We start from the raw sequence: 21,661 nt of genomic DNA, 5'->3' as shown, positions 1-21,661 counted from the left end.
GAACGGCCGCCTCCGCACAGGATTCACCACCCCTGGTGCGTCACACAGCGCGAGCCGCATTCCTATGATGGGCGCACGACATCACGGACCCTCCCCCCTGGAGGTCAGGAGGGTCCGCAGGTGTACGGCAGCGCGACGGTGGTGGAGGGGTCGATGACTCAGGGGGCCGGTCAGGGACCCGCGATGCGGACGGAAACGCTGCGGGACTTCCGGGTGCCGGTCACCGAACCCGCTCCGTACGCCGTATCCACCGGGCTGCCCGAGGAGGCCCCGGTCTACGGCGGGTACCCGGCGTACTACGCGGAGGGCGCGCGCAGCGTACCCCCGCAGCCGGGCCACGCCCCTCGGCCGGCCACCCCGCCCGCCTCCGCGCCGCCCCACCCGCAGCACGGTGCTTACACGGCGCACGAGGTACGCGGGGCCGCGGAGCCGGCGCCCGAGGTGGGTGGGCCGGTGGAGCCGGCACCCGAGGACGACGACCTCGAGGGCTACACCCCCACCCAACGCGACCTGCCCGTCATCGGGCGCGGCGCGCCCGAGGGCCCCGGCCACACCGTGCAGGTCCAGTTCGTTCCCCAGGACCCGGCCGCCGCCGGTCCGGGCCCCCTGTACGTGGTCGGCGACGTCCACGGCTACCTCGACGAACTCGTCACCGAACTGCACGCCCAGGGTCTGATCGACGCGGAGCGCCGCTGGTCCGCCGGCAACGCCCGGCTCTGGTTCCTCGGCGACTTCACCGACCGCGGCCCCGACGGCATCGGCGTGATCGATCTCGTGATGCGCCTGTCCGCCGAGGCAGCGGCCGCCGGCGGCTACTGCAAGGCGCTCATGGGCAACCACGAGCTGCTGCTCATCGGCGCCAAGAGGTTCGGCGACACCCCCGTCTCCTCCGGCGCCGGCACCGCCACCTTCCAGGCCGCCTGGCTGCTCAACGGCGGACAGCGCACCGACATGGAGCGCCTGCAGGACGTCCACCTGCAGTGGATGTCCCGCCTGGACGCGGCCGTCCTGGAGGAGGGGCACCTGCTCCTGCACTCCGACACCACCGCGTACCTGGACTACGGCGACTCGATCGAGGACGTCAACGACACCATCCACGAGCTGCTGAACCGCAACGACGCCGACATCACCTGGGATCTGTTCCGCAAGTTCACCAAGCGGTTCGCCTTCCGCGACGAGGAGACCGGGCCCGGAGCCGTACGCGAACTGCTCGGTACGTACGGCGGCAGCCGCGTCGTGCACGGGCACAGCCCGATCCCCTACCTGCTCGGCGAGGTGGGCACCGAGGACGGTGCGGACTCCCGCGGGCCGGAGACCGTGGTCGGGCCCCACGTCTACGCGGACGGGCTCGCCATCGCGATGGACGGCGGCGTCACGATGGCGGGCAAGCTGCTCGTGGTGCAACTTCCCCTTCGCGACTGAGGCTTGTCATACAAGGGGTATTTCTGCAAAGCCCCTGTCAACCTGCGGTGTAGGCGCTCTACCATCGCTCTATCCGTAGCAGGCTCTCCTCCGTTTGTGCCGGCGCCCGGGTCTACGCGGGCAAACCGGCCTCCACGGAGCATCGGGGGATGCACATGACCAGCGCTCCGCACCTGCTGACCGAAGACCGGCCGGAGTTCGACCGACTCCTCGACGAGGCGCTGCGCACCGCACGCGAACGGCCCGAGCTCGCCGCGCTCGGTGAACGTCTGAACGCCGAACAGCTGCGCACCATGGCTCTGGGGGCCACCGCCCTGCTGACGGCGGCGGCCGCAGACGAGTACAACCACTACGTGAGGGTCCGCGAGGAACGGCGTGATGAGGTCCTCTCCAGGCCCGGGACCGCCGGGGAGGAAGCCCAGGGACAGGACGGGGCCGGTCTCGGCGCCATGATCGCGGTCCTGGCACCGGTCCTGGCGGGTGCCGCCATGCTGATCTTCCTGCTGGTGGGCTACCTCCTGAAGCTGATCGAACCCGAACCGGCTTTCGCCGACACCATGCTGACGGCGGGTTCCTTCTTCGGGGTGCTCACCGTCGCCTCCCTGGTCTGCGCCGGGGTCGGCCTGCTGGTGACGGCCGTACGCAACGGGGCGACCGAGGTGACCGCGGACGGGGCCGAGGCGGTACCGGACGAGGTCGCCCGCGCCCGCGAGGCCTGGCGGACCGCACTGCTGGAGCGGGGCATCATGCCGTTCCTGCGGGACGCGCTGGCCGATCCCGGCGCGGGAGGCGGCCTCCCGGCCCCGCGCAGACGCAGCACCCGGATGCCGCACCTGGGGTACACGGCCCCCGACTTCACCAGTCCGGGATCGCCGTCCGAGAGCCCCCGGCCCGGTTATACGGCGCCGGACTTCTCGGGTCCCGCCTTCGGCGGTCAGGAGCGCGAGCCCCAGTAGCCCCGGGGTTCCCCGCAAGCGCTCGGCGATGTTTCACGTGAAACAAGGGCATCGCCCACGGCTGGCCGGCCGTGGAGCGGTGCCCTTGTCGGGGGTGCGGCGCCCTTGCCCGGGGCGCGGTGCCCTTGCCCGGGGCGCGGCGCGTCAGTCGGCCAGCGGCAGGTAGACGCGGTTGCCGGAGGCGGCGAACTCGGCGGACTTCTCCGCCATTCCCGCCTGGATCTCCTCGGCCTTCAGGTCGCCGCCGTGCTCACGGCGGATGTCCTGGGAGATCTTCATCGAGCAGAACTTGGGACCGCACATGGAGCAGAAGTGCGCGGTCTTGGCCGGCTCGGCGGGCAGGGTCTCATCGTGGAACTCCCGCGCCGTGACGGGGTCGAGGGCCAGGTTGAACTGGTCCTCCCAACGGAACTCGAAGCGGGCGTCCGACAATGCGTCGTCCCACTCCTGCGCCCCGGGGTGCCCCTTGGCCAGGTCCGCGGCGTGCGCGGCGATCTTGTAGGTGATGACACCGGTCTTGACGTCGTCACGGTTGGGCAGGCCCAGGTGCTCCTTGGGTGTGACGTAGCAGAGCATCGCGGTGCCCCACCAGGCGATCATCGCGGCGCCGATGCCCGAGGTGATGTGGTCGTACGCGGGCGCCACGTCCGTGGTCAGCGGGCCGAGCGTGTAGAACGGCGCCTCCTCGCAGATCTCCTGCTGGAGGTCGATGTTCTCCTTGATCTTGTGCATCGGGACGTGGCCCGGGCCCTCGATCATGGTCTGGACGTTGTGCCGCTTGGCGATGGTGTTCAGCTCGCCCAGCGTCTTCAACTCCGCGAACTGCGCCGCGTCGTTGGCGTCCGCGATGGAACCCGGGCGCAGGCCGTCGCCCAGCGAGTACGTGACGTCGTACGTCGCGAGGATGTCGCAGAGTTCCTCGAAGTTCGTGTAGAGGAAGTTCTCCTTGTGGTGCGCCAGGCACCATGCGGCCATGATCGATCCGCCGCGCGAGACGATGCCGGTCTTGCGGCGGGCGGTCAGCGGCACGTAGGGCAGCAGCACGCCGGCGTGGACCGTCATGTAGTCGACGCCCTGCTCGGCCTGCTCGATGACCGTGTCCTTGTAGATCTCCCAGGTCAGGTCCTCGGCGCGGCCGTCGACCTTCTCCAGCGCCTGGTAGAGCGGCACGGTGCCGATCGGGACGGGAGAGTTGCGCAGCACCCACTCGCGGGTGGTGTGGATGTTGCGGCCCGTCGAGAGGTCCATGACCGTGTCGGCGCCCCACTTGGTCGCCCAGGTCATCTTGTCGACCTCCTCCTCGATGGAGGAGGTGACCGCGGAGTTTCCGATGTTGGCGTTGACCTTCACCAGGAACCGCTTGCCGATGATCATCGGCTCGATCTCGGGGTGGTTCACGTTCGCCGGGAGCACGGCACGGCCCGCGGCGATCTCCTCGCGGACGACCTCGGCGGAGACGTTCTCCCGGATCGCGACGTACTCCATCTCCGGGGTGATCTCACCGCGGCGGGCGTACGCGAGCTGCGTGACGGCGGCGCCGCCACGGCCCCGGCGGGGCTGGCGCGGACGGCCCGGGAAGACCGCGTCGAGGTTCTTGAGCCCGCCCCGCGGCGAGGTGTGCTTGATCCCGTCGTCCTCGGGGCGCACGGGACGCCCCGCGTACTCCTCGGTGTCCCCGCGGCCAATGATCCAGTTCTCGCGCAGCGGAGCGAGACCCCGGCGCACGTCGGTCTCGATCTGGGGATCGGTGTACGGCCCGGACGTGTCGTAGAGCGTCACGTCCTTGCCGTTGGTGAGGTGGACCTGGCGGACCGGCACCCGGATGTCCGGGCGGGAGCCCGCGAGGTAGCCCTTGTGCCAGCCCGGCTGGCGCTCGGTCCCGCTGTCGGTGTCCTGGCTGACGGCAGGCGTGCGTGCGTCCTGAATGGTCATGAGACCTATCTCCCTACGCCGGCATTACCCGGTAACAGGTTCGGCGGTCGACGCAGCCTCTTCCCGTACGCATCCGTGATGCCCGTACGGTGATCAGCGCCCTCTCAGCCCGGTGCTCCGAGCTCCCGCGTTGTGCAAAGGTGCCCCCACGCTAGCGTCATCTAGGGCGTGCTGAACAGTGGGCCCCCTCATCTCTTGCGATGATCTGCCAGTGACCACCTCGCCGCAGCCCCCCAACGAGCCCACGGATCCCTCCGGCCACTCGGCCCATGCGCACTCGGATTCCGGGCACTCCGCCGGTCATGCCCACGGCCACGGACACAGTCACGGTCACGGCCCGGCGGCCCCCGTCTCGAAGCACCTGCGCAAGGTCATCGCCGCCGTGCTGATCCCCTTCGCCACGGCCGTCTTCATCGGCATGGCGGTGCTCTGGCCGGGCGGCGCTCCCGCCCACGAGCGCTCGGGCGTCGGCTTCGACCGGCAGACCCAGCAGGGCACGGTCGTCTCGCTCGAGTCCGTCGACTGCGCATCGGTGAACGCCTCGCAGGTTCCGCCCACCGGCGACACGTCCACCCCCTCGGGCCGGGAGGCGCAGGCGGCACGGAACGGCGAGTGCAAGAAGGCCACGGTGAAGGTCGGCACCGGACCGGACCAGGGCCGCACCTTCGTGGAGATCGTGCAGCCGGGCGCACCACGGCAGTTGGCGGACGGCCAGGAGGTGGTGGTCGCCTACGCGCCGGACGCCCCGCGGGACCTCCAGTACTCGGTGATCGACGTCAACCGCAAGTGGCCCATGGCCCTGCTGGCGGGCATCTTCGCCGTCGCGGTCGTGGTGGTCGGCCGGATGCGCGGGCTGTTCGCGCTCATCGCGCTGGTCGTCAGCTTCGGCGTGCTGACCCTCTTCATCCTCCCCGCCATCCTGCAGGGGTCGAACCCGCTGCTCGTCGCGGTCATCGGGGCGAGCGCGATCATGCTGATCGGCCTCTACATGTGCCACGGCCTGACCGCCCGCACCTCGGTCGCCGTCCTCGGGACCCTCGTCTCCCTGCTGCTGATCGGGCTCCTCGGCTCCCTGTTCATCGACTGGGCGTTCCTCAGCGGGAACACCGACGACAACACGGGTCTGATCCACGGGCTCTACCCGGACATCGACATGAGCGGTTTGCTGCTCGCAGGCGTGATCATCGGATCGCTGGGCGTGTTGGACGACGTGACCGTCACCCAGACCTCAGCGGTCTGGGAACTGCACCAGGCGGACTCCTCGATGGGGCCGCGTGCACTGTACCGGGCGGCCATCAGGATCGGGCGCGACCACATCGCGTCCGTGGTCAACACCCTGGTCCTCGCGTACGCGGGCGCCGCCCTCCCCCTGCTCCTGCTGTTCTCGATCGCGAACAGCAGCATGGGGTCGGTGGCGAACAGCGAACTGGTCGCGGTGGAGATCGTACGGACCCTGGTGGGCTCGATCGGCCTGGTGGCCTCCGTCCCCGTGACCACGGCGCTGGCCGCTCTGGTCGTCTCGGCCGACCGGCCGGGGACCCCGGGCACGGCGGCGGCCGCAGGGCCGGCCCGCGGCGGCCGGGGCCGCCGGCGCAAGCGCTGAGGGCGCGGGTGCGGGTGAATGCGGATGCGGGTGCGGTGCGGGGTGTGGGCAGCAGAGTGGCGGACTCCTCCGGTTCGGTGACGTCCGGTCAGCCCGCGTTCTTCTCGTTCTGCTTCGCCTCGGTCAAGATCCTGCTGAGCGCCTCGTCGAGGTTCTCCTCGAAGGCACCCAGGTTCCGCTCCTGACCGAGGGGCACGAGCCGGTCGGTCCGGTCGAGGAACGCGACGAGCGGCGCCGCGCCGGCCCGGAACAGCGCCCGGTCACCGCCGACCTGGAGGCGGATGTGGACGTCGGACAGGTCCTCGGGGTCGGTCGGGGCGATGTGCACGTCGCCGTCGCCGCACGGCTTGTTGATGCCGTCGAGGAGGAGCTCCCGGCCGAACGCCCAGGTCACGGGCGCGTCTCCGGGAAGGTGGAACGTCAGGCGGATTGCGTAGGGATCACGAGCCTCGTACCGGAGTTCCACCGGAATCCGGAACGAGAGCTCCTCGGAGACGAGAAAGCTCATCATGACCTCTGCCTGTACCGACTCGCGCATTGCCTACCCCGCTGTTGTGGAAGTGGCCAGGAATGGTCCCCCAGGACCTCTTGACAAGGGTGGTGTAAGCGCTAGCAGATCACAAGGAGTGAGTTTTCAGATACTGATAGAGAACGAGAGGGTACTCAACAGCGCGCCTACTTCACTCCGTAGTCGATTGACTACATAGGGCAACCGATCTTCCTGGTGCACAGGGAGAGAAATGGCCATGGTCGCCGCTGTGTCACCCGCAGTGATCGGGATGGCCGCACATACCGTGCCCAAGGCATATTCCTGCCGCTCGGTCACGGGCTGCATCCGCTGCAGGGAGCCGATTCGGTTCTCCAGCGACCTCTGGTCCGGCACGGTATAAGGCGTGATCGCCTCGACCGGGTGACGGTCGAAATAGTCCTTGCGGGTCGCCTCGTCGAGCTGGCCGAGCAGGCACTGCCCGATGGCGTGCGCGTGGCCGGTGGCCCGGAAATCGGCCCACTCCTCGCACGCGGGGCTGGCCGGGGTGTCCGAGACACCCACGACCTCGATCTCACCCTCGCGGAACACCGCGAAGTAGACGGGAGCGCCGACGGCGTCGCGGAAGTGCGCGAGCGAGTCGAGGATCATGCTGCGACGTTTCTGCTGGATCACCCCGCCCGCCAGCCGGCCGGCCGCGGCACCCAGCACGAAGACTCCACCCTCTCTGCGCAGGTAGCCCTCGTGCGTCAGGGTGCGCAGTAGGTGGTAGGCGGTGGGAAGCGGGAGCCCGGCCTCACGCGCCAGTTGTTTCGCCGGGGCTCCCGCGCTGTGCGAACCCACCGCTTCGAGGAGCCTCAGCGCCCGCTGCACGGAACCGATGAGAGTCGGCACACCGGCGTTGTGGACCGAAGACAAAGCTCACCCCCAGGCGTGGCGGCGGGCTGTGGGGGCCCGCCCTGCGGGGGCCGCCCCCGCGGTGCCGCGGTTCCTGGGGGTCGTGCTCGGCACTCACCTGACGTGGCCGCAAGCGAGAGCAGTGGTACGAGTGGTCGGTGCCCAGGGGACGGCACAGATCGCGACTGTATCGGCCGATTCCCGTGCGGTGAGCGGTCCAGCCTGCCGCGTTCCCCCGAGTGGCCCAATCAGGACGGGTCCGGCTACCACTCCCCGGAGGCGGAGGACTTCGCGCCCCGGCCGGTGAACTTCTTCACCACGAAGACCAGACCGCCGACGAGGGCGACGAAGAGGAGCAGCTTGAAGACGAGCGAGATCAGGGCACCGAGGATGCTCGTGATGACACCGCCGAAGACGAACAGCGCCAGGAGTGGGACCGCGACCCACTTGACCCACCAGGGCATGCCTGCGAATACCTCTCGGATGCCGTCCATGTCCTCGACCTCTTCCTCGTCTTCCCGGAGCGTGACCTTCTGCTTCCGATGCTAGGAGGGGGCGGACCGGGCCGGGGGCCCGCGAGCCCCCGGAGTCCCCTGATCCGCCCCCTAGGGGCCGGGGCCACGGCCCTCCTCCGGCGGGGGCGGCTGAGCCCTCCGGCCGGACGGCTCAGCCCTCGGGCGGGGAGAACACCACCATCACGCGCAGGTCCTCGCTGATGTGGTGGAACTTGTGCGGTACCCCCGCCGGGACGTAGACGACACTGCCGCGCGCCACGGTCGTCGTCTCCTCCCCGACGGTGATTGAGGCCCGGCCGCTCACGACGAAGTACACCTCGTCCTGGCGGTGCGGCTGCTGCGGATCGCTTTGCCCGGCGTCGAGGGCGTACAGCCCGACCGACATGTTCCGCTCCCTCAGGAACTGCAGGTACGCGCCGTCGTTGGCGGCCCGCTCCGCTTCGAGGTCGTCAAGGCGGAAGGCTTTCATCGTTGTTGTGCCCCTTGTGCTCGATCGTTCTCGTCACTCCGCTGATCTGCGGATGTCCCACCAGGATCTTGTCTGCCACGATCAGACACATGACGAATTTCGTAGTCAAGACGCTCGCCAACGCGGCGGCACTGGCCGTCGCCATCTGGCTGCTCGCCGGCATCACCCTGGACGACGGGAGCAGTCTCGGGCGCAGGACGATCACCCTGCTGCTGGTGGCCCTGGTGTTCGGTCTGGTCAACTTCATCGTCAAGCCCGTGGTGAAGCTGTTCTCCCTGCCGTTGTTCGTCCTCACGCTCGGGCTGTTCACCCTCGTCGTGAACGCGCTGATGCTGCTGCTGACCTCGTGGCTGGCCAAGCAGTTCGACCTCAGCTTCCACGTCGACGGCTTCTGGACCGCCGTCCTCGGCGGTCTGATCATCTCCATCGTCTCCTGGGCCGTGAACCTGGTCCTGCCGGACAAGGACTGAGCGGGACGCCGTACGCGAGGCCGTGAAGGAGCCCATCGCATGAACGAGGACACGTACGACAGCGCCCGGTTCGGCGACGGCACGCGCGCCGTCCGGGCCGGACTGCCCGAGCCCGTCAAGAACGAGCCGACCCTGCCCGGGCCGGTCTTCGCCGCCCACTTCCACCTCCCGGGCGACGTCGACGGCCCGTACACCTACGGCCGGGACACCAATCCAACCTGGACGCTGCTGGAGCAGGCGATCGGGGAACTGGAGGCCCCCGGCCAGGACGTCCACACCGTCGTCTTCGCCTCCGGCATGGCCGCGGCCGCCGCGGTCCTGCTCTCCCAGGCCCGCACCGGCGACACCGTGGTCCTGCCCGACGACGGCTACCAGGCGCTGCCCATGCTGCGGGAGCAGCTCGAGGCCTACGGCATCCACGTACGCACCGCCCCGACTGGGGACGACGGCCAGCTCTCGGTGCTCGACGGGGCCTGCCTGCTGTGGATCGAAACCCCTTCCAACCCCGGGCTCGACGTGTGCGACGTACGCCGTCTCGTCGAGGCGGCGCACTCCGGCGGGACCCTCGTCGCCGTCGACAACACCCTGGCCACCCCGCTCGGCCAGCGTCCGCTCGAACTCGGCGCGGACTTCTCGGTCGCCAGCGGCACCAAGGGCCTGACCGGGCACGGCGACGTGCTGCTGGGCTACGTGGTCTGCCGCGATCCGGAGCGGGCCGCCCGGATCCGCCAGTGGCGCAAGGTCGTCGGAGCGATCCCGGGCCCGATGGAAGCCTGGCTGGCCCACCGCTCGCTCGCCACCATCCAGTTGCGCGCCCAGCGGCAGTGGGCCAACGCACTGGCGGTCGCGGAGGCTCTGACCGACCGGACCGACGTCACCGGGGTGCGCTATCCCGGTCTGCCCTCGGATCCGTCCCACAAGACGGCCGCGCGCCAGATGCGGGGCTTCGGATCGGTGGTCTCCTTCACGCTCCCCGACCGCGCGCACGCCGAACGCTTCATGGCGGCCCTCCACCTGGTCGAGGACGCGACGAGCTTCGGCGGAGTACGGTCCACCGCCGAGCGGCGCGGGCGGTGGGGCGGGGACGCCGTGCCGGAGGGGTTCATCCGGTTCTCGGCCGGCGCCGAGGACACCGAGGACCTCGTCGCGGACGTGCTGCGGGCCTTGGACCAGGCGGTTTGCACGGCCGACGGAGCCTGAAGGGGTTCCGGCACGGCGGTCCGAGCCTCCCCCCTCGTGGCTCGGACCGCCCTGGGTTCTGCCGGCGGAGAACCACGTGACAAGGCTAGTTGACTCAGCGTCAGAGTCCAATCACGGTAACGACAGGGTGCTATCGGCGTATTTATAGTTGAAGGCCCCCACCGAGAGGTGCCGCGATGGACCTGACCCTGCTGCGCACCTTCGTCGCCGTGCACCGGGCGGGTTCCTTCACACGGGCGGCCGCGCTGCTGGGGCTCTCGCAGCCCGCGGTCACCTCCCAGATCCGCACCCTCGAACGCCAGCTGGGCCGCCCCCTGTTCCACCGCCGGGCCCGCGGTGTCACTCCGACCGCCGTCGGCGACGAGCTCGCCCACAAGGCGGCCCCGCACCTCGACGCCCTGCTGCGGATCACCGAGACCGAGCGGGAGGCGGCCGGCGGCTCGCGCACCCTGCACGTCGCCGGGCCCCCCGAGTTCCTGTGCCTGCGCGTGCTACCCGCACTCGCCCCCCTGGTCGGTCAGGGCCACACGCTGCGCGCCGCGCTGCGGACCGGTGCCGAGGAGAGCCTCGACGGGCTCGCCTCCGGCCACCACGACCTGGTCGTGACCACCGCCCACCCGCGGGGCGGCCTCTTCACCGCCTCCCCTCTGTGGGACGAGGAGCTCGTCCTGGTCACCGCGCCGTACTGGGCCGCCCTCATCGGCACGGATCAGCCGGGCGGGGCCGGCCCCGCCGACCTCACGGGCATCCCGTTCGTCGAGGTCCACGAGAGCCTGCCGCTCGTCACCCGTTACTGGGCCGCCGTCTTCGACAGCCGGCCCGCTGCCGGCGACGCCGCCGCCACCGTGGTCGTGCCCGATCTGCGGGCTGTACTGGAGTGCGTACAGGCCGGGGCCGGGTTCGCCGTACTGCCCCGCTACCTGTGCCAGGACGCCCTCGACAGCGGCCGGATCACGGCCCTCGGCGAGCCGGCGGTGCCCCCGCTGCGCACGTGGTTCCTCGTGGTGCGGACCGGCAGCCTCTCCCTCGCCCATCTCGCCCGCGCGCACGAGCGGCTGCTGCACGCCGCCGCACGCTGGTGAGCCTCGCTTTCCGGCCGCCGGCGCGTTTCAGAAGCGGAGCCGTGGGCCACTCTTCTCCCATGACCGAACGTCCCGTGGTCAAACGCACCGCCCGCGCGATCCTGCTCGACGGTGACGACCTGATCCTCATCAAGCGCACCAAGCCCGGCGTCGACCCGTACTGGCTCACCCCCGGCGGCGGAGTCGAACCCTCGGACGCCACCGTGGTCGACGCACTCCACCGGGAGGTACACGAAGAACTCGGCGCGAAGATCATCGATGTGGTGCCCTGCTTCGTCGACACCGTCGAGCACATCGCCGACGGGGGGGTCACCGGCGTGAAGGTGCAGCACTTCTTCGTCTGCCACCTCGAATCGATGGACCCGAGCCAGCGGCACGGTCCCGAGGTCGACCACCCCGAGGGCGAGTACGAGATCGTCCGTGTCCCCTTCAGCCGCGTGGGCATCGCAGCCGTCCACCTGGTACCGCTGTCGCTGCGGCACTACCTCGACGGGAACATCGAGGGCCTGCGGGCCATGCACGCCCCTGATCTGGGGTGAGCGCCCGGCCGGGGCCGGCGGGAGCGCCCGCCGGTCTCAGCCCGCGACACCCATCAGCTCCTCCACCGCGTCGTGCCGGATCCGCTCGCCTGGGATGCCCATCCGCTTGAGCTCGTCGACCCCGCTGCGGATCATCGCGGCCGGCCCGGATATGAACGCGTCGTAGGACCTCCACGGCCCGTGCTCGCCGACCGCCTGCGGCAGCTGGCCGGCGAGCCAGTCCCCGACCACCGGGCGCACCGACAGCCAGGGGTGCGAGCGCTGCAGGCCCAGCAGCGTGTCCTTGTCGTACAGGTCGTGATCGCTGCGGGCCCCGAAGAACACCTCGACCGGACGGCGCTCGCCGTGCTCGGCCACGTCCTCGATCAGCGCCTTGATCGGGGCGATCCCGGTTCCGCCGCCCAGGCACAGCATCCCGTTGTCGGTCGTGTGGTCCACCACCATCGACCCGGCGGGCGCCCCCAGGCGCAGCACGTCCCCGGGGCGGGCGTGGCGCACGAGCGCGTTGGACACCCAGCCCGCGGGCACGGCCTTGACGTGGAAGGACAGCAGGCCGTCGGCGCGCGGCGCCGAGGCGAAGGAGTAGTGCCGCCATACCCGGGGCCACCACGGGGTCTCCAGGCTGGTGTACTGCCCGGCCAGGAAGGCGTAGGGCCGATCCGGACGGACGGTCAGCACGGCGATGTCGGAGGTGCGCAGCTCGTGGGAGACCACCTCGGCCTGCCACCACGCGGGGCGCACGGCCTCGTCCTCGGCCGCCGCGTCGATCATGATCTGGGAGATCGCGGTGTACGCGCGCACCCAGGCCGCCTCGGCTTCCGGCCCCCAGGTCGCCTCCGCGTACCGGGCCAGCGCGCCGATGAGGGCCTCACCCACCACCGGATAGTGGCCCGCCAGAGTTCCGTACTTCCGGTGCCCCGTGCCCAGCCGCCGCAGATAGGGCGTAAGCACCTCCGGATTGTCGATGTGCTCGGCCGCGGTCAGCAGGGCCTTCAGCAACCGGTCGCGCTGGACGTCCATGGCGGCGGGGAACATGCCGCGCATCTCCGGATGGCTCGAGAACACCAGGGCGTAGAAGTACGAGGTCACCTTGTCGGCGACGGGTGCGACGTCCGCGAGGGTGCGGCGGATGAGCACGGCGTCCGGCGAGGGCTCGGCCGCACCCCCCTCGACGGGTATCCGGGCCGTCCCCCCTCTGGCCGATCTGGTGGGCGGAGCGTCCATGTGGTGCCTCGCTTCGAACATATCGGTCGGTCTGCACGCGCCACGGTCTGTGAATCCGTGGTTCCGGGGTTCACAGCCTGCCAGCCGCCCCGGATGCCTGCCGGGAAATGGAGAATTTCCGCGTTTCGCCCCCACGTTCGTCCTAAGATGCCGCGACTCCCGGGCGTGGCATCCCTGCGAGCTGGTAGGCCTCCCGGAGGTCCCGGCCCTCGTAGACGTGGGTGGCCCGCTTCGCCAGGTACGGCCGCGCGTTGACCGCCACGGAGACCGGCACCACCTCGAAGAGCCTCGAATCGGTCAACGAGTCCCCGTACGCGACGCAGTCGCCTCGGGTGACCCCGAACCGCTCGCACAGCTGGTCCGCCACCGTGACCTTGCCCTCGGGCGTCAGGATGCCCGACACCTCCATGGGCCCCAAGAACGGCACCTGGGGGTACACCGAACCGTGTGCGGCGTGCGCGCCCCACTCCAGGAGCAGTTCCACGAAGAAGGACGGTGACAGGGAGATCACCGCGCAGTAGTCCCCGCGCTCATGGATCTCCCGCCACACCTCGCGGATACCGGTCAGCCAAGGGGCTCCGTCGAACGCCGCCCGGACGTGTGCGGGTGTCAGCTCCGACCAGAGTGCGTGAGCGGCCACGGAGAACTCCTGCGGGCCGATCTCCTCTGCGCTGAACGCCCGCTCCAGCTCGGCGATCTCCACGCTCAGACCGAGCTGTCGGGAGATCTCGACCGGCGCCGCGGAGCCGAACATCAGCGTTCCGTCGAGATCGAAGAGGTGTAGAAGGGGCATAGTCACCGAGGTTAGAGGGTCGGCTTCGCACCCAGCGAGATGTTTCACGTGAAACACCGCGCCGTTCACCATGGCGACCGCCGACCGCGCCCGGGGAAGGGAAGCCGATGTTTCACGTGAAACATCACTCTTCCAAATCCTCTGGACGCCCGCCGACCCCATGATCCAGTCTGAGGCGGTGACACCTCCACACCTCACCGAGCTGCCGATCCGAGCGCTGACCGCGGACGATCTCCGCCACTGCGCCGACCTCTCCGAAGACCGCGGCTGGCCCCGCGAGGACCACAAATGGGGGCTGCTCCTCGCGGCCGGAACGGGCTACGGCGTTGACGCCCCGGACGGACGGGGGCTGGCCGCCGTCTGCATCGTCACCGGGTACGGCGGAACCCGCACTGAGCCCCAGCTCGCCGCCATCGGGATGGTTCTCGTCGCCGACCGCTACTCCCGCCAGGGCCTGGGCCGTCGCCTGATGACACACATCTGCGACGACGTCCTGAAGGGCATCCCGCTCACCCTGCACGCCACTCCGTACGGGCGCCCCCTCTACGAGGAGCTCGGCTTCGAGACCACCGGCCGCGCAGAGATGTTGAAGGGCGACTTTCGCCCGGACCCGGCCGCCCCGGCGCTCGGGGACAGCACCGTCCGGTCCGCCACCGCCGAGGACCTGCCGCGGATTCTCCAGCTGGACACCGAGATGTTCGGCACCGACCGGACCCACATGATCACCCGCCTGCCCGCCTTCACCGACCGGCTGCTCGTCGCCGAGGACCGCGCCGGCTCCCTCACCGGATACGCCGCGATCTGGCCGAACATGGAGACCCATGTCATCGGTCCGCTGATCGCCCGCGACACCGCCGGGGCGCAGGCCCTCGTCACCGCGCTGGCCGCCACCACCGACCGGCCGCTGCGCACCGATGTCGACATACGCCACGAGGAGTTCGTGTCCTGGCTCAAGGACCGCGGCCTTGCCTCGGTGGCCTTCAACGCCGTCATGACCCGCGACCTCCCGAGCCTGCCCGGCGACTGGACCCGCCGCTGGGCGCCACTCACCGTGGCCGCGGGCTGAAAGGACCAACCCATCGTGAGTGACCCCCTGACCGAGGCCGCCGAGCCGGCCATCCGTCCCGCCACCGAGGCCGACCTGCCCGCCATCGTCGCCCTGCTCGCCGACGACCCCCTCGGCGCGACCCGGGAATCACCGGAAGACCTCACCCCGTACCTCACAGCCTTCAAGCGCATGGCCCAGGACCCCCACCAGCACCTCGTCGTGGCGGCCCGAGCGGACCGCGTCGTGGGGACGCTGCAGCTCACGATCGTCCCTGGGCTGTCCCGCAGGGGATCCACCCGCTCCATCATCGAGGGAGTCCGCATCCACGCCGACGAGCGCGGCAGCGGACTGGGCACCCGTTTCGTCGAATGGGCGATCGAGAAGTCCCGCACCGAGAACTGCGAGATCGTCCAACTCACCTCGGACGCGACCCGCACCGACGCCCACCGCTTCTACGAGCGGCTCGGCTTCACCGCCTCGCACGTCGGGTTCAAGCTGCACCTCTGACCGGCCGTGATGGCGGGCCGGGCCGCCTGTCGGCGGCCCGGCCTACGATCGGGAAGATGACACCCAGCCTGCCCCTCGTCACCACCGCCGAGCGCCGCCACCGTCTGGGCCGACGCCACCGCCTGGCTCCCTCTGCGCGCGCCGCCACGGTTTCCGAGGCCGCCGACGCCGTCGTCGCCCTGCACGCCACGGACGCCGCGACGGTGTTCCTCTCCGCCCGTGCCCGGCTCACCGCGGGCGACCCGGCGGTCATCGAGCAGGCGCTCTACGAGGACGTGAGCGTGGTGCGGCTGCTGAGCATGCGCAACACCCTCTTCGCCGTCTCCACCGACCTCGCCCCGCACGTCGACGCGTCCACGGCCCGCACCATCACCGCCAAGGAGCGGCGCACCCTCCTCAAGCGCCTCGAGGAGGACGGACAGGGGCTGGACGCCGACTGGCTGGCCCGGTCCGAGGCCGCCGCGCTCGACGCCCTCGACGCCCTCGGACCCTGCACGGGCAGCCAACTGTCCGCCGCCGTACCGGCCCTGCGCCAGAAGATCACCATCAGTCGGGGCAAGAAGTACGAGGCCGAGACCGGCGTGGCCACCCGGGTCATCCGCCTGCTGGCCGCCGACGGCCGGATCCGCCGCGACCGACCGCGCGGTTCGTGGACCTCCAGCCAGTTCCGCTGGGTCCACAGCAAGCCCTGGCCGGCCGTCCCCGCGGCCGAGGCCCGGGCCGAGCTCGCCCGCCGCTGGCTGCATGCGTACGGTCCGGCCACCGAAGCCGACCTCAAGTGGTGGACCGGCTGGTCCCTCGGCGACGTCCGCAAGGCCCTCGCGGCCGTGGGACCCGGTCAGGTGCTCCTGGAGGACGGGACCGCCGCCCTCGTCAGCCCTGGCGACACCCTTCCCGAACCGGCCCCGGAGCCCTGGGCGGCCCTGCTCCCCGGCCTTGATCCCAGTGGCATGGGCTGGGCCGACCGCGGCTTCCACCTCGACCCCGCCCTGCGGCCCGCTCTCTTCGACTACGCCGGCAACATCGGGCCCACGGTGTGGTGGAACGGCGAGGTCGTCGGAGGCTGGGCGCAGCGCGGCGACGGCGAGATCGTCTGGCGGCTGCTGGCGGACCGAGGCAGCGCCGCCGCGGAGGCGGTCACCGCCGAGGCCGCCCGGCTCGCGGCATGGGTCGGGGACGCCCGGATCACCCCGCGCTTCCGCACCCCGTTGGAGCGTGAACTCACCGGCTGAGAGCGGCCGTCACCCGATGCCCCGCCAGCCCCGCGGGTCCACCCCGCCCGGTACCGGGGCGTCGGCGTCGTACGGCTCCCGCGTGAACACGAAGGACGCCAGGTCCAAGTGGCTCACCGAGCCGTCGGCGCGGCGTACGACCCGCAGGGTCTCCCCCGCGTAGTACCCCGACAGGCCCGTCCAGGTGCCGTCGGGTTCCGCTCGGAAGCGCGCGGAACGCCCTGTCGCGCCCACCGGGCCGAGTTCCAGCGAACCGTCCGCCTTCAGCCGCACCACCTGAGCCGACGTCCCCCAGTACCAGGGCCCGCAGACCTCCAGCGGCACCTCTTCGGCTGCCGTGAACGGCCGCCACGGCTCCGGGAACCGGGGCTCGGCATCGGCGACGAGCGCCACGAGGTCGGCGGCCACCGACGCGGCCGGCAGCCCCGAGGTGCAGTTGGCCAGCACCACCGCCGCCACGTCGTCCGCTTCGCTCAGCCACAGTCCGGCGACGAAGCCCGGCAGCGATCCACTGTGCCCTGCGAGCCGGCGCCCGCCCTGGGCCAGCAGTTGCATCCCCAGGCCGTATCCGCTCTCGGCCAGGCCCGGCTCCGGCGGCGCCGCCGACGTGCGCATCTCCCGTACGGACTCCGCGCAGAGCACCCGCTCGTCCCCCCGCAGCAGGAAGCGCGCGAACCGCGCCAAGTCCCCGGTGGTGGACCACAGCTGACCGGCCGGGGCCATCAACCCCAGGTCCTCCAGCGGCTCGGGCATCATCAGATCCGCCCACGGGTGCACCGCCCAGCCACCGGCGTGCGGTGCCTGCGGCGATCCGCTCGTCCGGTCCAGGCCCAGCGGCTCCAGCACCTCGGCGCGCAGCGCCTCCTCCCACGGCTTTGCGCGCAGCGCCTCGACCAGCGAGCCCAGCAGCGTGTAGCCGGGGTTGGAGTAGTGGTGCCTGCTTCCGGGCGCGTGCCGCCGCGGCGCGTCCCCCAGGACGTCGGCCAGCTCGGGACGCAGCGCGCCGGGTGTGCGCTCCCACCACTCACCGGGGGTCTCCGCCGCCAGGCCACCGGTGTGGGCCAGCAGCTGGGCGATGGTCACCTCGCCGGCGCCGGTCCCCGGCAGGTGCTTCTCCAACGGATCCGTGAGGGCCAGCAGGCCCTCGTCCCGCAGCCGCATCACCAGGACGGCGGTGAAGGTCTTGGTGATCGACCCGATCCGGTACTGGACGTTCCCGTCCGGGCCGTGGCCTTCCACCGAGGTCCGGGAGCCCTCCCAGACCACCTCGCCGCCGCGCACGACGGCCGCCACCACCGAGGGGGCCCGGCCGGCGCTCTGCGCGACGGCGATCCGGTGGCGCAGAGCGCGCCGGGTGGCGGGAAGGAGTGCCAGGTCCTCGGAGAGATCGTCCATGATCGGATGCTACGTGTTGGCCATGTCCACGAATCGCGAGTAATGCCCCTGGAAGGCGACCGTGATCGTCGCCGTCGGGCCGTTGCGGTGCTTGGCCACGATCAGGTCCGCCTCGCCCGCGCGCGGGGACTCCTTCTCGTAGGCGTCCTCGCGGTGCAGCAGGATCACCATGTCCGCGTCCTGCTCGATGGAGCCCGACTCACGCAGGTCGGAGACCATCGGCTTCTTGTCGGTGCGCTGCTCGGGACCACGGTTCAGCTGGGACAGCGCGATCACGGGGACCTCGAGCTCCTTCGCCAGCAGCTTGAGGTTTCGGGACATGTCCGAGACCTCCTGCTGGCGGCTCTCGGGACGGCGCGATCCGCCCGACTGCATCAGCTGGAGGTAGTCGATGACCACGAGCGAGAGGTCGTTGCGCTGCTTGAGCCGGCGGCATTTGGCGCGGATCTCCATCATCGACAGGTTGGGGGAGTCGTCGATGTAGAGCGGGGCGGCGGACACGTCCGGCATCCGCCGCGCCAGCCGGGTCCAGTCGTCGTCCGTCATCGTGCCCGAGCGCATGTGGTGCAGGGCCACCCGGGCCTCCGCCGAGAGCAGGCGCATCGCGATCTCGTTGCGCCCCATCTCGAGGGAGAAGATCACGCTCGGCAGGTTGCTCTTGATGGAGCAGGCACGCGCGAAGTCCAGCGCGAGCGTCGACTTTCCCATGGCGGGACGGGCGGCGATGACGATCATCTGACCGGGGTGCAGTCCGTTGGTCAGCGAGTCCAGGTCGGTGAAGCCGGTCGGCACACCCGACATCTGCCCGCTGCGGGATCCGATCGCCTCGATCTCGTCGAGGGCGCCCTCCATGATGTCGCCGAGCGGCAGGTAGTCCTCGGAGGTCCGCTGCTCGGTGACCGCGTAGATCTCGGCCTGGGCGCTGTTGACGATCTCGTCGACGTCCCCGTCGGCCGCGTATCCCATCTGCGTGATCTTCGTACCGGCCGCGACGAGGCGGCGCAGCACGGCCCGCTCGTGGACGATCTCCGCGTAGTACTCGGCATTGGCCGCCGTCGGCACCGACTGCACCAGGGTGTGCAGGTAGGAGGCGCCGCCGACCTTGCTGATCTCGCCGCGCCGGGTCAACTCGGCGCCGACCGTGATCGGGTCGGCCGGCTCTCCCTTGGCGTACAGGTCGAGGATGGCCTGGTAGATCGTCTCGTGCGAGGGGCGGTAGAAGTCGTGCCCCTTGAGCACCTCGACCACATCGGCGATCGCGTCCTTGGACAGCAGCATGCCGCCGAGCACCGACTGCTCGGCGTCGAGGTCCTGCGGGGGGACGCGCTCGAAACCGCCGCCGGCGCCGCCGCCGTCCCAGGATCCGCCCTCGCGGCCCCGGTCGTGCTGCTCCTCGGCGCGTCCCCGGCCCTCGCCGTTGCGGCGGGGGCGGGGCGGCAGACGGTCACCCGGACCGCTGTCGGCCCAGGGGTCGTCCAAGGGCTCGGGCATGCTCACCGGGCCGCCTCCTCCCGTCCGCAACGCGGACCTCGCCGTGCCACTCTTTCTACGACACGGCTCTGACACATGGGGCGCCCGAACCGGCTCTCGCCGAGTCGGGCAACGCCCCACGGTAGGGCCGACAGCGGCGTCAGCCAATCTTGTTATCCACAGGCTGTGTGGATGAGATGTGGACGACGGCGCCAATGCTGTGGGTAAGTCCCCGGAAGCTGTGTACGGACCAGGGGACGACGCTGTGGACAAAATCACCCGACCCACCCTTACACCCGCCTGACCTGCTCTTTTGCTCACCGGTTCGACCTGCACGGAAAAATCTTGGCCACTGTCTCAAGATCGCCTCCAACGGGTGTGCGGGAACCCGCAAGTCAGCGCGTTGGTAAGGATCCAAAGGCACTTGTATCCATTACCTGTGGAAGATTAGATTGAGCGCATGACACAGGCCCCCGCCGCTCCGAAGGCTGCACCGCGCCGGCACGACCGGGAGATCTTCACGCTCGCCGTACCGGCCTTCGGCGCCCTTGTCGCCGAGCCCCTCTTCGTGATGGCGGACAGCGCCATCGTCGGGCATCTGGGGACGCCCCAGCTGGCGGGTCTCGGTATCGCCGCGGCTCTGCTCACCACCGCCGTGAGCGTCTTCGTCTTCCTGGCCTACGCCACCACCGCGGCGGTCTCCCGCAGGGTCGGAGCGGGGGACCTCCAGGCCGCCATCCGCCAAGGCATGGACGGCATCTGGCTCGCCCTGCTGCTCGGTGCGGCGGTCATCGTCGTGTTCCTGCCCGCCGCGCCCTGGCTGGTCTCCGTCTTCGGCGCCTCCGACACGGTCGCCCCCTACGCGATCACCTATCTGCGGATCTCCGCGCTCGGCATCCCGGCCATGCTCGTGGTCCTGGCCGCCACCGGCGTCCTACGGGGCCTCCAGGACACCCGCACGCCGCTCTACGTCGCCGTCGCGGGCTTCGCCCTCAACGCGGGGCTGAACGTCCTGCTCGTCTACGGCGCGGGCTTCGGCATCGCCGGTTCCGCCTGGGGCACGGTCATCGCCCAGTGCGCCATGGCCGCCGCCTACCTCGTCGTGGTCGTCCGGGGAGCCCGGCGGCACAAGGCGTCCCTGCGCCCCGACCTCGGCGGTATCCGGGCCTGCGCCCAGGCCGGCGCCCCCCTGCTGGTCCGCACCCTGTCCCTGCGGGCCGTCCTGATGATCGCGACCGCCGTGGCCGCGCGCCTCGGCGACGCGGACATCGCCGCCCACCAGATCCTGCTGTCGCTGTGGAGCCTGCTCGCCTTCGCCCTGGACGCCATCGCGATCGCCGGACAGGCGATCATCGGCCGCTACCTGGGGGCGGGCGACACCGAGGGGGCCAAGACCGTGTGCCGCCGCATGGTGCAGTGGGGCATCGTCTCGGGGATCGTGCTCGGGCTGCTCGTCGTCCTGGCCCGGCCGGTGTTCATCCCGCTGTTCACCAGCGATCCGGCCGTCGAGGACGTCATGCTGCCCGCCCTGCTCGTCGTCGCGCTCTCCCAGCCCGTCTCCGGCATCGTCTTCGTCCTCGACGGCGTCCTGATGGGCGCGGGCGACGGCCGCTACCTGGCGAAGGCGATGCTCCTGACACTGGCGGTCTTCACCCCGGCGGCCCTTCTGGTCCCTGCACTCGGGGGCGGCCTCACGACCCTGTGGTGGGCCATGACGCTGATGATGCTGGTCCGGATGGTCACCCTCCAGCTGCGGGCCCGCTCCGGCCGGTGGCTGGTCGCGGGAGCGACCCGCTAGACCGGATGTTTCACGTGAAACACGGGCGGCACTCTTCCACCTGTTTCACGTGAACCACGGGCGGGTTCCGGCGTCCGGCGCATGTTTCACGTGAAACACGCACCCGGGGCATCCGACGACGAAGGGCCGCACCCCAGCGGGGTGCGGCCCTTCGTGTACGCAGCCCTTAGGCGGCGACGACCTCGATGCCCACGTTCGCGGCCACGTCGGCGTGCAGACGCACGGAGACCTGGTACGAACCGAGGGTCTTGATCGGGGAGCCCAGCTCCACGCGGCGCTTGTCGACCTTCGGGCCACCCGAGGACTCGATCGCCGTGGCGATGTCGGCCGGGGTCACGGAACCGAAGAGACGACCGGCGTCACCCGCGCGGGTGGCCAGACGGACCTTCACACCCTCGAGCTTGGCCTTGACCTCGTTGGCCTGCTCGATGGTGGCGATCTCGTGGATCTTGCGGGCGCGGCGGATCTGCGCCACGTCCTTCTCGCCACCCTTGGTCCAGCGGATCGCGAAACCACGCGGGACCAGGTAGTTGCGAGCGTAACCGTCCTTGACGTCGACGACTTCGCCGGCGGCACCGAGGCCAGAGACCTCGTGGGTCAGGATGATCTTCATTAGTCGGTC

The 21,661-nt window shown here is 70.6% G+C and carries 21 protein-coding genes; 11 read left to right on the top strand and 10 right to left on the bottom strand.

What is annotated here, in order from left to right; all coding sequences use genetic code 11:
• Positions 1-153: 153 nt before the first annotated feature.
• On the top strand, positions 154-1,422 hold the full coding sequence (locus AC07FY_RS11965) for a metallophosphoesterase (protein ID WP_479004180.1): 1,269 nt from the start codon (positions 154-156) through the stop codon (positions 1,420-1,422).
• Between the two features lie 149 nt (positions 1,423-1,571).
• Entirely contained in the window at positions 1,572-2,378 is an 807-nt protein-coding gene (locus AC07FY_RS11960) for a hypothetical protein (protein WP_479004177.1), read from the top strand.
• Positions 2,379-2,522: 144 nt separating this feature from the next.
• On the opposite strand, the gene thiC is transcribed toward AC07FY_RS11960, so the two are convergent.
• The gene (gene thiC / locus AC07FY_RS11955) at positions 2,523-4,310 is read right to left on the bottom strand and encodes a phosphomethylpyrimidine synthase ThiC (protein WP_479004175.1); all 1,788 of its coding nucleotides are present in this window, start codon (positions 4,308-4,310) and stop codon (positions 2,523-2,525) included.
• 211 nt (positions 4,311-4,521) lie between these two features.
• Here thiC and AC07FY_RS11950 point away from each other — a divergent pair, with 211 nt between their 5' ends.
• Entirely contained in the window at positions 4,522-5,913 is a 1,392-nt protein-coding gene (locus tag AC07FY_RS11950; RefSeq protein ID WP_479004172.1) for a YibE/F family protein, read from the top strand.
• Positions 5,914-6,001: 88 nt separating this feature from the next.
• Here the strand turns inward: AC07FY_RS11950 and AC07FY_RS11945 are convergent, their stop codons facing one another.
• The 4 genes from AC07FY_RS11945 to AC07FY_RS11930 all read right to left on the bottom strand — a co-directional run bounded on the left by AC07FY_RS11945 (position 6,002) and on the right by AC07FY_RS11930 (position 8,281).
• Positions 6,002-6,451, bottom strand: a complete 450-nt coding sequence (locus AC07FY_RS11945; RefSeq protein ID WP_479004169.1) for an SsgA family sporulation/cell division regulator — start codon at positions 6,449-6,451, stop codon at positions 6,002-6,004.
• A gap of 96 nt (positions 6,452-6,547) precedes the next feature.
• On the bottom strand, positions 6,548-7,294 hold the full coding sequence (locus tag AC07FY_RS11940) for an IclR family transcriptional regulator (RefSeq protein WP_479004166.1): 747 nt from the start codon (positions 7,292-7,294) through the stop codon (positions 6,548-6,550).
• Between the two features lie 266 nt (positions 7,295-7,560).
• Positions 7,561-7,791, bottom strand: a complete 231-nt coding sequence (locus AC07FY_RS11935; protein WP_479004163.1) for a DUF5326 family protein — start codon at positions 7,789-7,791, stop codon at positions 7,561-7,563.
• A 172-nt stretch (positions 7,792-7,963) separates the two neighbouring features.
• Positions 7,964-8,281, bottom strand: coding sequence for a cupin domain-containing protein (locus AC07FY_RS11930; RefSeq protein WP_479004160.1), 318 nt, complete (start codon positions 8,279-8,281; stop codon positions 7,964-7,966).
• A gap of 89 nt (positions 8,282-8,370) precedes the next feature.
• On the opposite strand from AC07FY_RS11930, the gene AC07FY_RS11925 reads away from it, so the two are divergent.
• The 4 genes from AC07FY_RS11925 (at position 8,371) to AC07FY_RS11910 (ending at position 11,572) form a co-directional block, all read left to right on the top strand.
• The gene (locus tag AC07FY_RS11925; RefSeq protein ID WP_479004157.1) at positions 8,371-8,751 is read left to right on the top strand and encodes a phage holin family protein; all 381 of its coding nucleotides are present in this window, start codon (positions 8,371-8,373) and stop codon (positions 8,749-8,751) included.
• A 39-nt stretch (positions 8,752-8,790) separates the two neighbouring features.
• Positions 8,791-9,951 (top strand): cystathionine gamma-lyase, encoded by a 1,161-nt coding sequence (locus AC07FY_RS11920; protein WP_479004154.1) that lies wholly within the window; start codon positions 8,791-8,793, stop codon positions 9,949-9,951.
• Between the two features lie 176 nt (positions 9,952-10,127).
• Complete coding sequence (locus AC07FY_RS11915; RefSeq protein WP_479004151.1) at positions 10,128-11,033, top strand: LysR family transcriptional regulator; 906 nt, start codon at positions 10,128-10,130, stop codon at positions 11,031-11,033.
• Positions 11,034-11,092: 59 nt separating this feature from the next.
• Complete coding sequence (locus tag AC07FY_RS11910) at positions 11,093-11,572, top strand: NUDIX domain-containing protein (protein WP_479004149.1); 480 nt, start codon at positions 11,093-11,095, stop codon at positions 11,570-11,572.
• A gap of 36 nt (positions 11,573-11,608) precedes the next feature.
• Here the strand turns inward: AC07FY_RS11910 and AC07FY_RS11905 are convergent, their stop codons facing one another.
• Positions 11,609-12,796, bottom strand: coding sequence for a globin domain-containing protein (locus AC07FY_RS11905; protein WP_479004146.1), 1,188 nt, complete (start codon positions 12,794-12,796; stop codon positions 11,609-11,611).
• A 142-nt stretch (positions 12,797-12,938) separates the two neighbouring features.
• Positions 12,939-13,589, bottom strand: a complete 651-nt coding sequence (locus AC07FY_RS11900; protein WP_479004144.1) for an HAD family hydrolase — start codon at positions 13,587-13,589, stop codon at positions 12,939-12,941.
• A gap of 178 nt (positions 13,590-13,767) precedes the next feature.
• Here AC07FY_RS11900 and AC07FY_RS11895 point away from each other — a divergent pair, with 178 nt between their 5' ends.
• The 3 genes from AC07FY_RS11895 to AC07FY_RS11885 are packed head-to-tail and all read left to right on the top strand — an operon-like array spanning position 13,768 to position 16,376.
• Positions 13,768-14,655: a GNAT family N-acetyltransferase gene (locus AC07FY_RS11895; RefSeq protein WP_479004141.1), complete on the top strand. Its 888-nt coding sequence runs from the start codon at positions 13,768-13,770 to the stop codon at positions 14,653-14,655.
• A 15-nt stretch (positions 14,656-14,670) separates the two neighbouring features.
• Positions 14,671-15,144, top strand: a complete 474-nt coding sequence (locus AC07FY_RS11890; RefSeq protein WP_479004138.1) for an N-acetyltransferase family protein — start codon at positions 14,671-14,673, stop codon at positions 15,142-15,144.
• A gap of 56 nt (positions 15,145-15,200) precedes the next feature.
• Positions 15,201-16,376 carry a winged helix DNA-binding domain-containing protein gene (locus AC07FY_RS11885; protein WP_479004136.1) on the top strand — a complete coding sequence of 392 codons (1,176 nt, stop codon included), beginning with the start codon at positions 15,201-15,203 and terminating at the stop codon, positions 16,374-16,376.
• 9 nt (positions 16,377-16,385) lie between these two features.
• Here the strand turns inward: AC07FY_RS11885 and AC07FY_RS11880 are convergent, their stop codons facing one another.
• Positions 16,386-17,771, bottom strand: coding sequence for a serine hydrolase domain-containing protein (locus AC07FY_RS11880; RefSeq protein ID WP_479004133.1), 1,386 nt, complete (start codon positions 17,769-17,771; stop codon positions 16,386-16,388).
• 9 nt (positions 17,772-17,780) lie between these two features.
• Entirely contained in the window at positions 17,781-19,250 is a 1,470-nt protein-coding gene (gene dnaB / locus AC07FY_RS11875) for a replicative DNA helicase (protein WP_479004551.1), read from the bottom strand.
• Positions 19,251-19,701: 451 nt separating this feature from the next.
• Here dnaB and AC07FY_RS11870 point away from each other — a divergent pair, with 451 nt between their 5' ends.
• The gene (locus tag AC07FY_RS11870; protein ID WP_479004130.1) at positions 19,702-21,039 is read left to right on the top strand and encodes an MATE family efflux transporter; all 1,338 of its coding nucleotides are present in this window, start codon (positions 19,702-19,704) and stop codon (positions 21,037-21,039) included.
• A gap of 166 nt (positions 21,040-21,205) precedes the next feature.
• Here the strand turns inward: AC07FY_RS11870 and rplI are convergent, their stop codons facing one another.
• Positions 21,206-21,652, bottom strand: coding sequence for a 50S ribosomal protein L9 (gene rplI, locus AC07FY_RS11865; RefSeq protein ID WP_384370696.1), 447 nt, complete (start codon positions 21,650-21,652; stop codon positions 21,206-21,208).
• Positions 21,653-21,661: the final 9 nt, after the last annotated feature.

It is taken from the genome of Streptomyces sp. NPDC045967 (genome assembly GCF_056430495.1).
The sequence above is the reverse complement of the archived record's forward strand: the minus strand, read 5'-3'. Positions and strand labels throughout refer to the sequence as shown.

Coding starts and splice junctions, on each gene's coding strand:
- AC07FY_RS11900 (WP_479004144.1), bottom strand. CDS start 13,589: ATGCCCCTTCTACACCTCTTCGATCTCGACGGAACGCTGATGTTCGGC.
- thiC (WP_479004175.1), bottom strand. CDS start 4,310: ATGACCATTCAGGACGCACGCACGCCTGCCGTCAGCCAGGACACCGAC.
- rplI (WP_384370696.1), bottom strand. CDS start 21,652: ATGAAGATCATCCTGACCCACGAGGTCTCTGGCCTCGGTGCCGCCGGC.
- AC07FY_RS11915 (WP_479004151.1), top strand. CDS start 10,128: ATGGACCTGACCCTGCTGCGCACCTTCGTCGCCGTGCACCGGGCGGGT.
- AC07FY_RS11960 (WP_479004177.1), top strand. CDS start 1,572: ATGCACATGACCAGCGCTCCGCACCTGCTGACCGAAGACCGGCCGGAG.
- AC07FY_RS11935 (WP_479004163.1), bottom strand. CDS start 7,791: ATGGACGGCATCCGAGAGGTATTCGCAGGCATGCCCTGGTGGGTCAAG.
- AC07FY_RS11910 (WP_479004149.1), top strand. CDS start 11,093: ATGACCGAACGTCCCGTGGTCAAACGCACCGCCCGCGCGATCCTGCTC.
- AC07FY_RS11925 (WP_479004157.1), top strand. CDS start 8,371: ATGACGAATTTCGTAGTCAAGACGCTCGCCAACGCGGCGGCACTGGCC.
- AC07FY_RS11930 (WP_479004160.1), bottom strand. CDS start 8,281: ATGAAAGCCTTCCGCCTTGACGACCTCGAAGCGGAGCGGGCCGCCAAC.
- AC07FY_RS11920 (WP_479004154.1), top strand. CDS start 8,791: ATGAACGAGGACACGTACGACAGCGCCCGGTTCGGCGACGGCACGCGC.
- AC07FY_RS11880 (WP_479004133.1), bottom strand. CDS start 17,771: ATGGACGATCTCTCCGAGGACCTGGCACTCCTTCCCGCCACCCGGCGC.
- AC07FY_RS11945 (WP_479004169.1), bottom strand. CDS start 6,451: ATGCGCGAGTCGGTACAGGCAGAGGTCATGATGAGCTTTCTCGTCTCC.
- AC07FY_RS11965 (WP_479004180.1), top strand. CDS start 154: ATGACTCAGGGGGCCGGTCAGGGACCCGCGATGCGGACGGAAACGCTG.
- AC07FY_RS11905 (WP_479004146.1), bottom strand. CDS start 12,796: ATGGACGCTCCGCCCACCAGATCGGCCAGAGGGGGGACGGCCCGGATA.
- AC07FY_RS11870 (WP_479004130.1), top strand. CDS start 19,702: ATGACACAGGCCCCCGCCGCTCCGAAGGCTGCACCGCGCCGGCACGAC.
- AC07FY_RS11885 (WP_479004136.1), top strand. CDS start 15,201: ATGACACCCAGCCTGCCCCTCGTCACCACCGCCGAGCGCCGCCACCGT.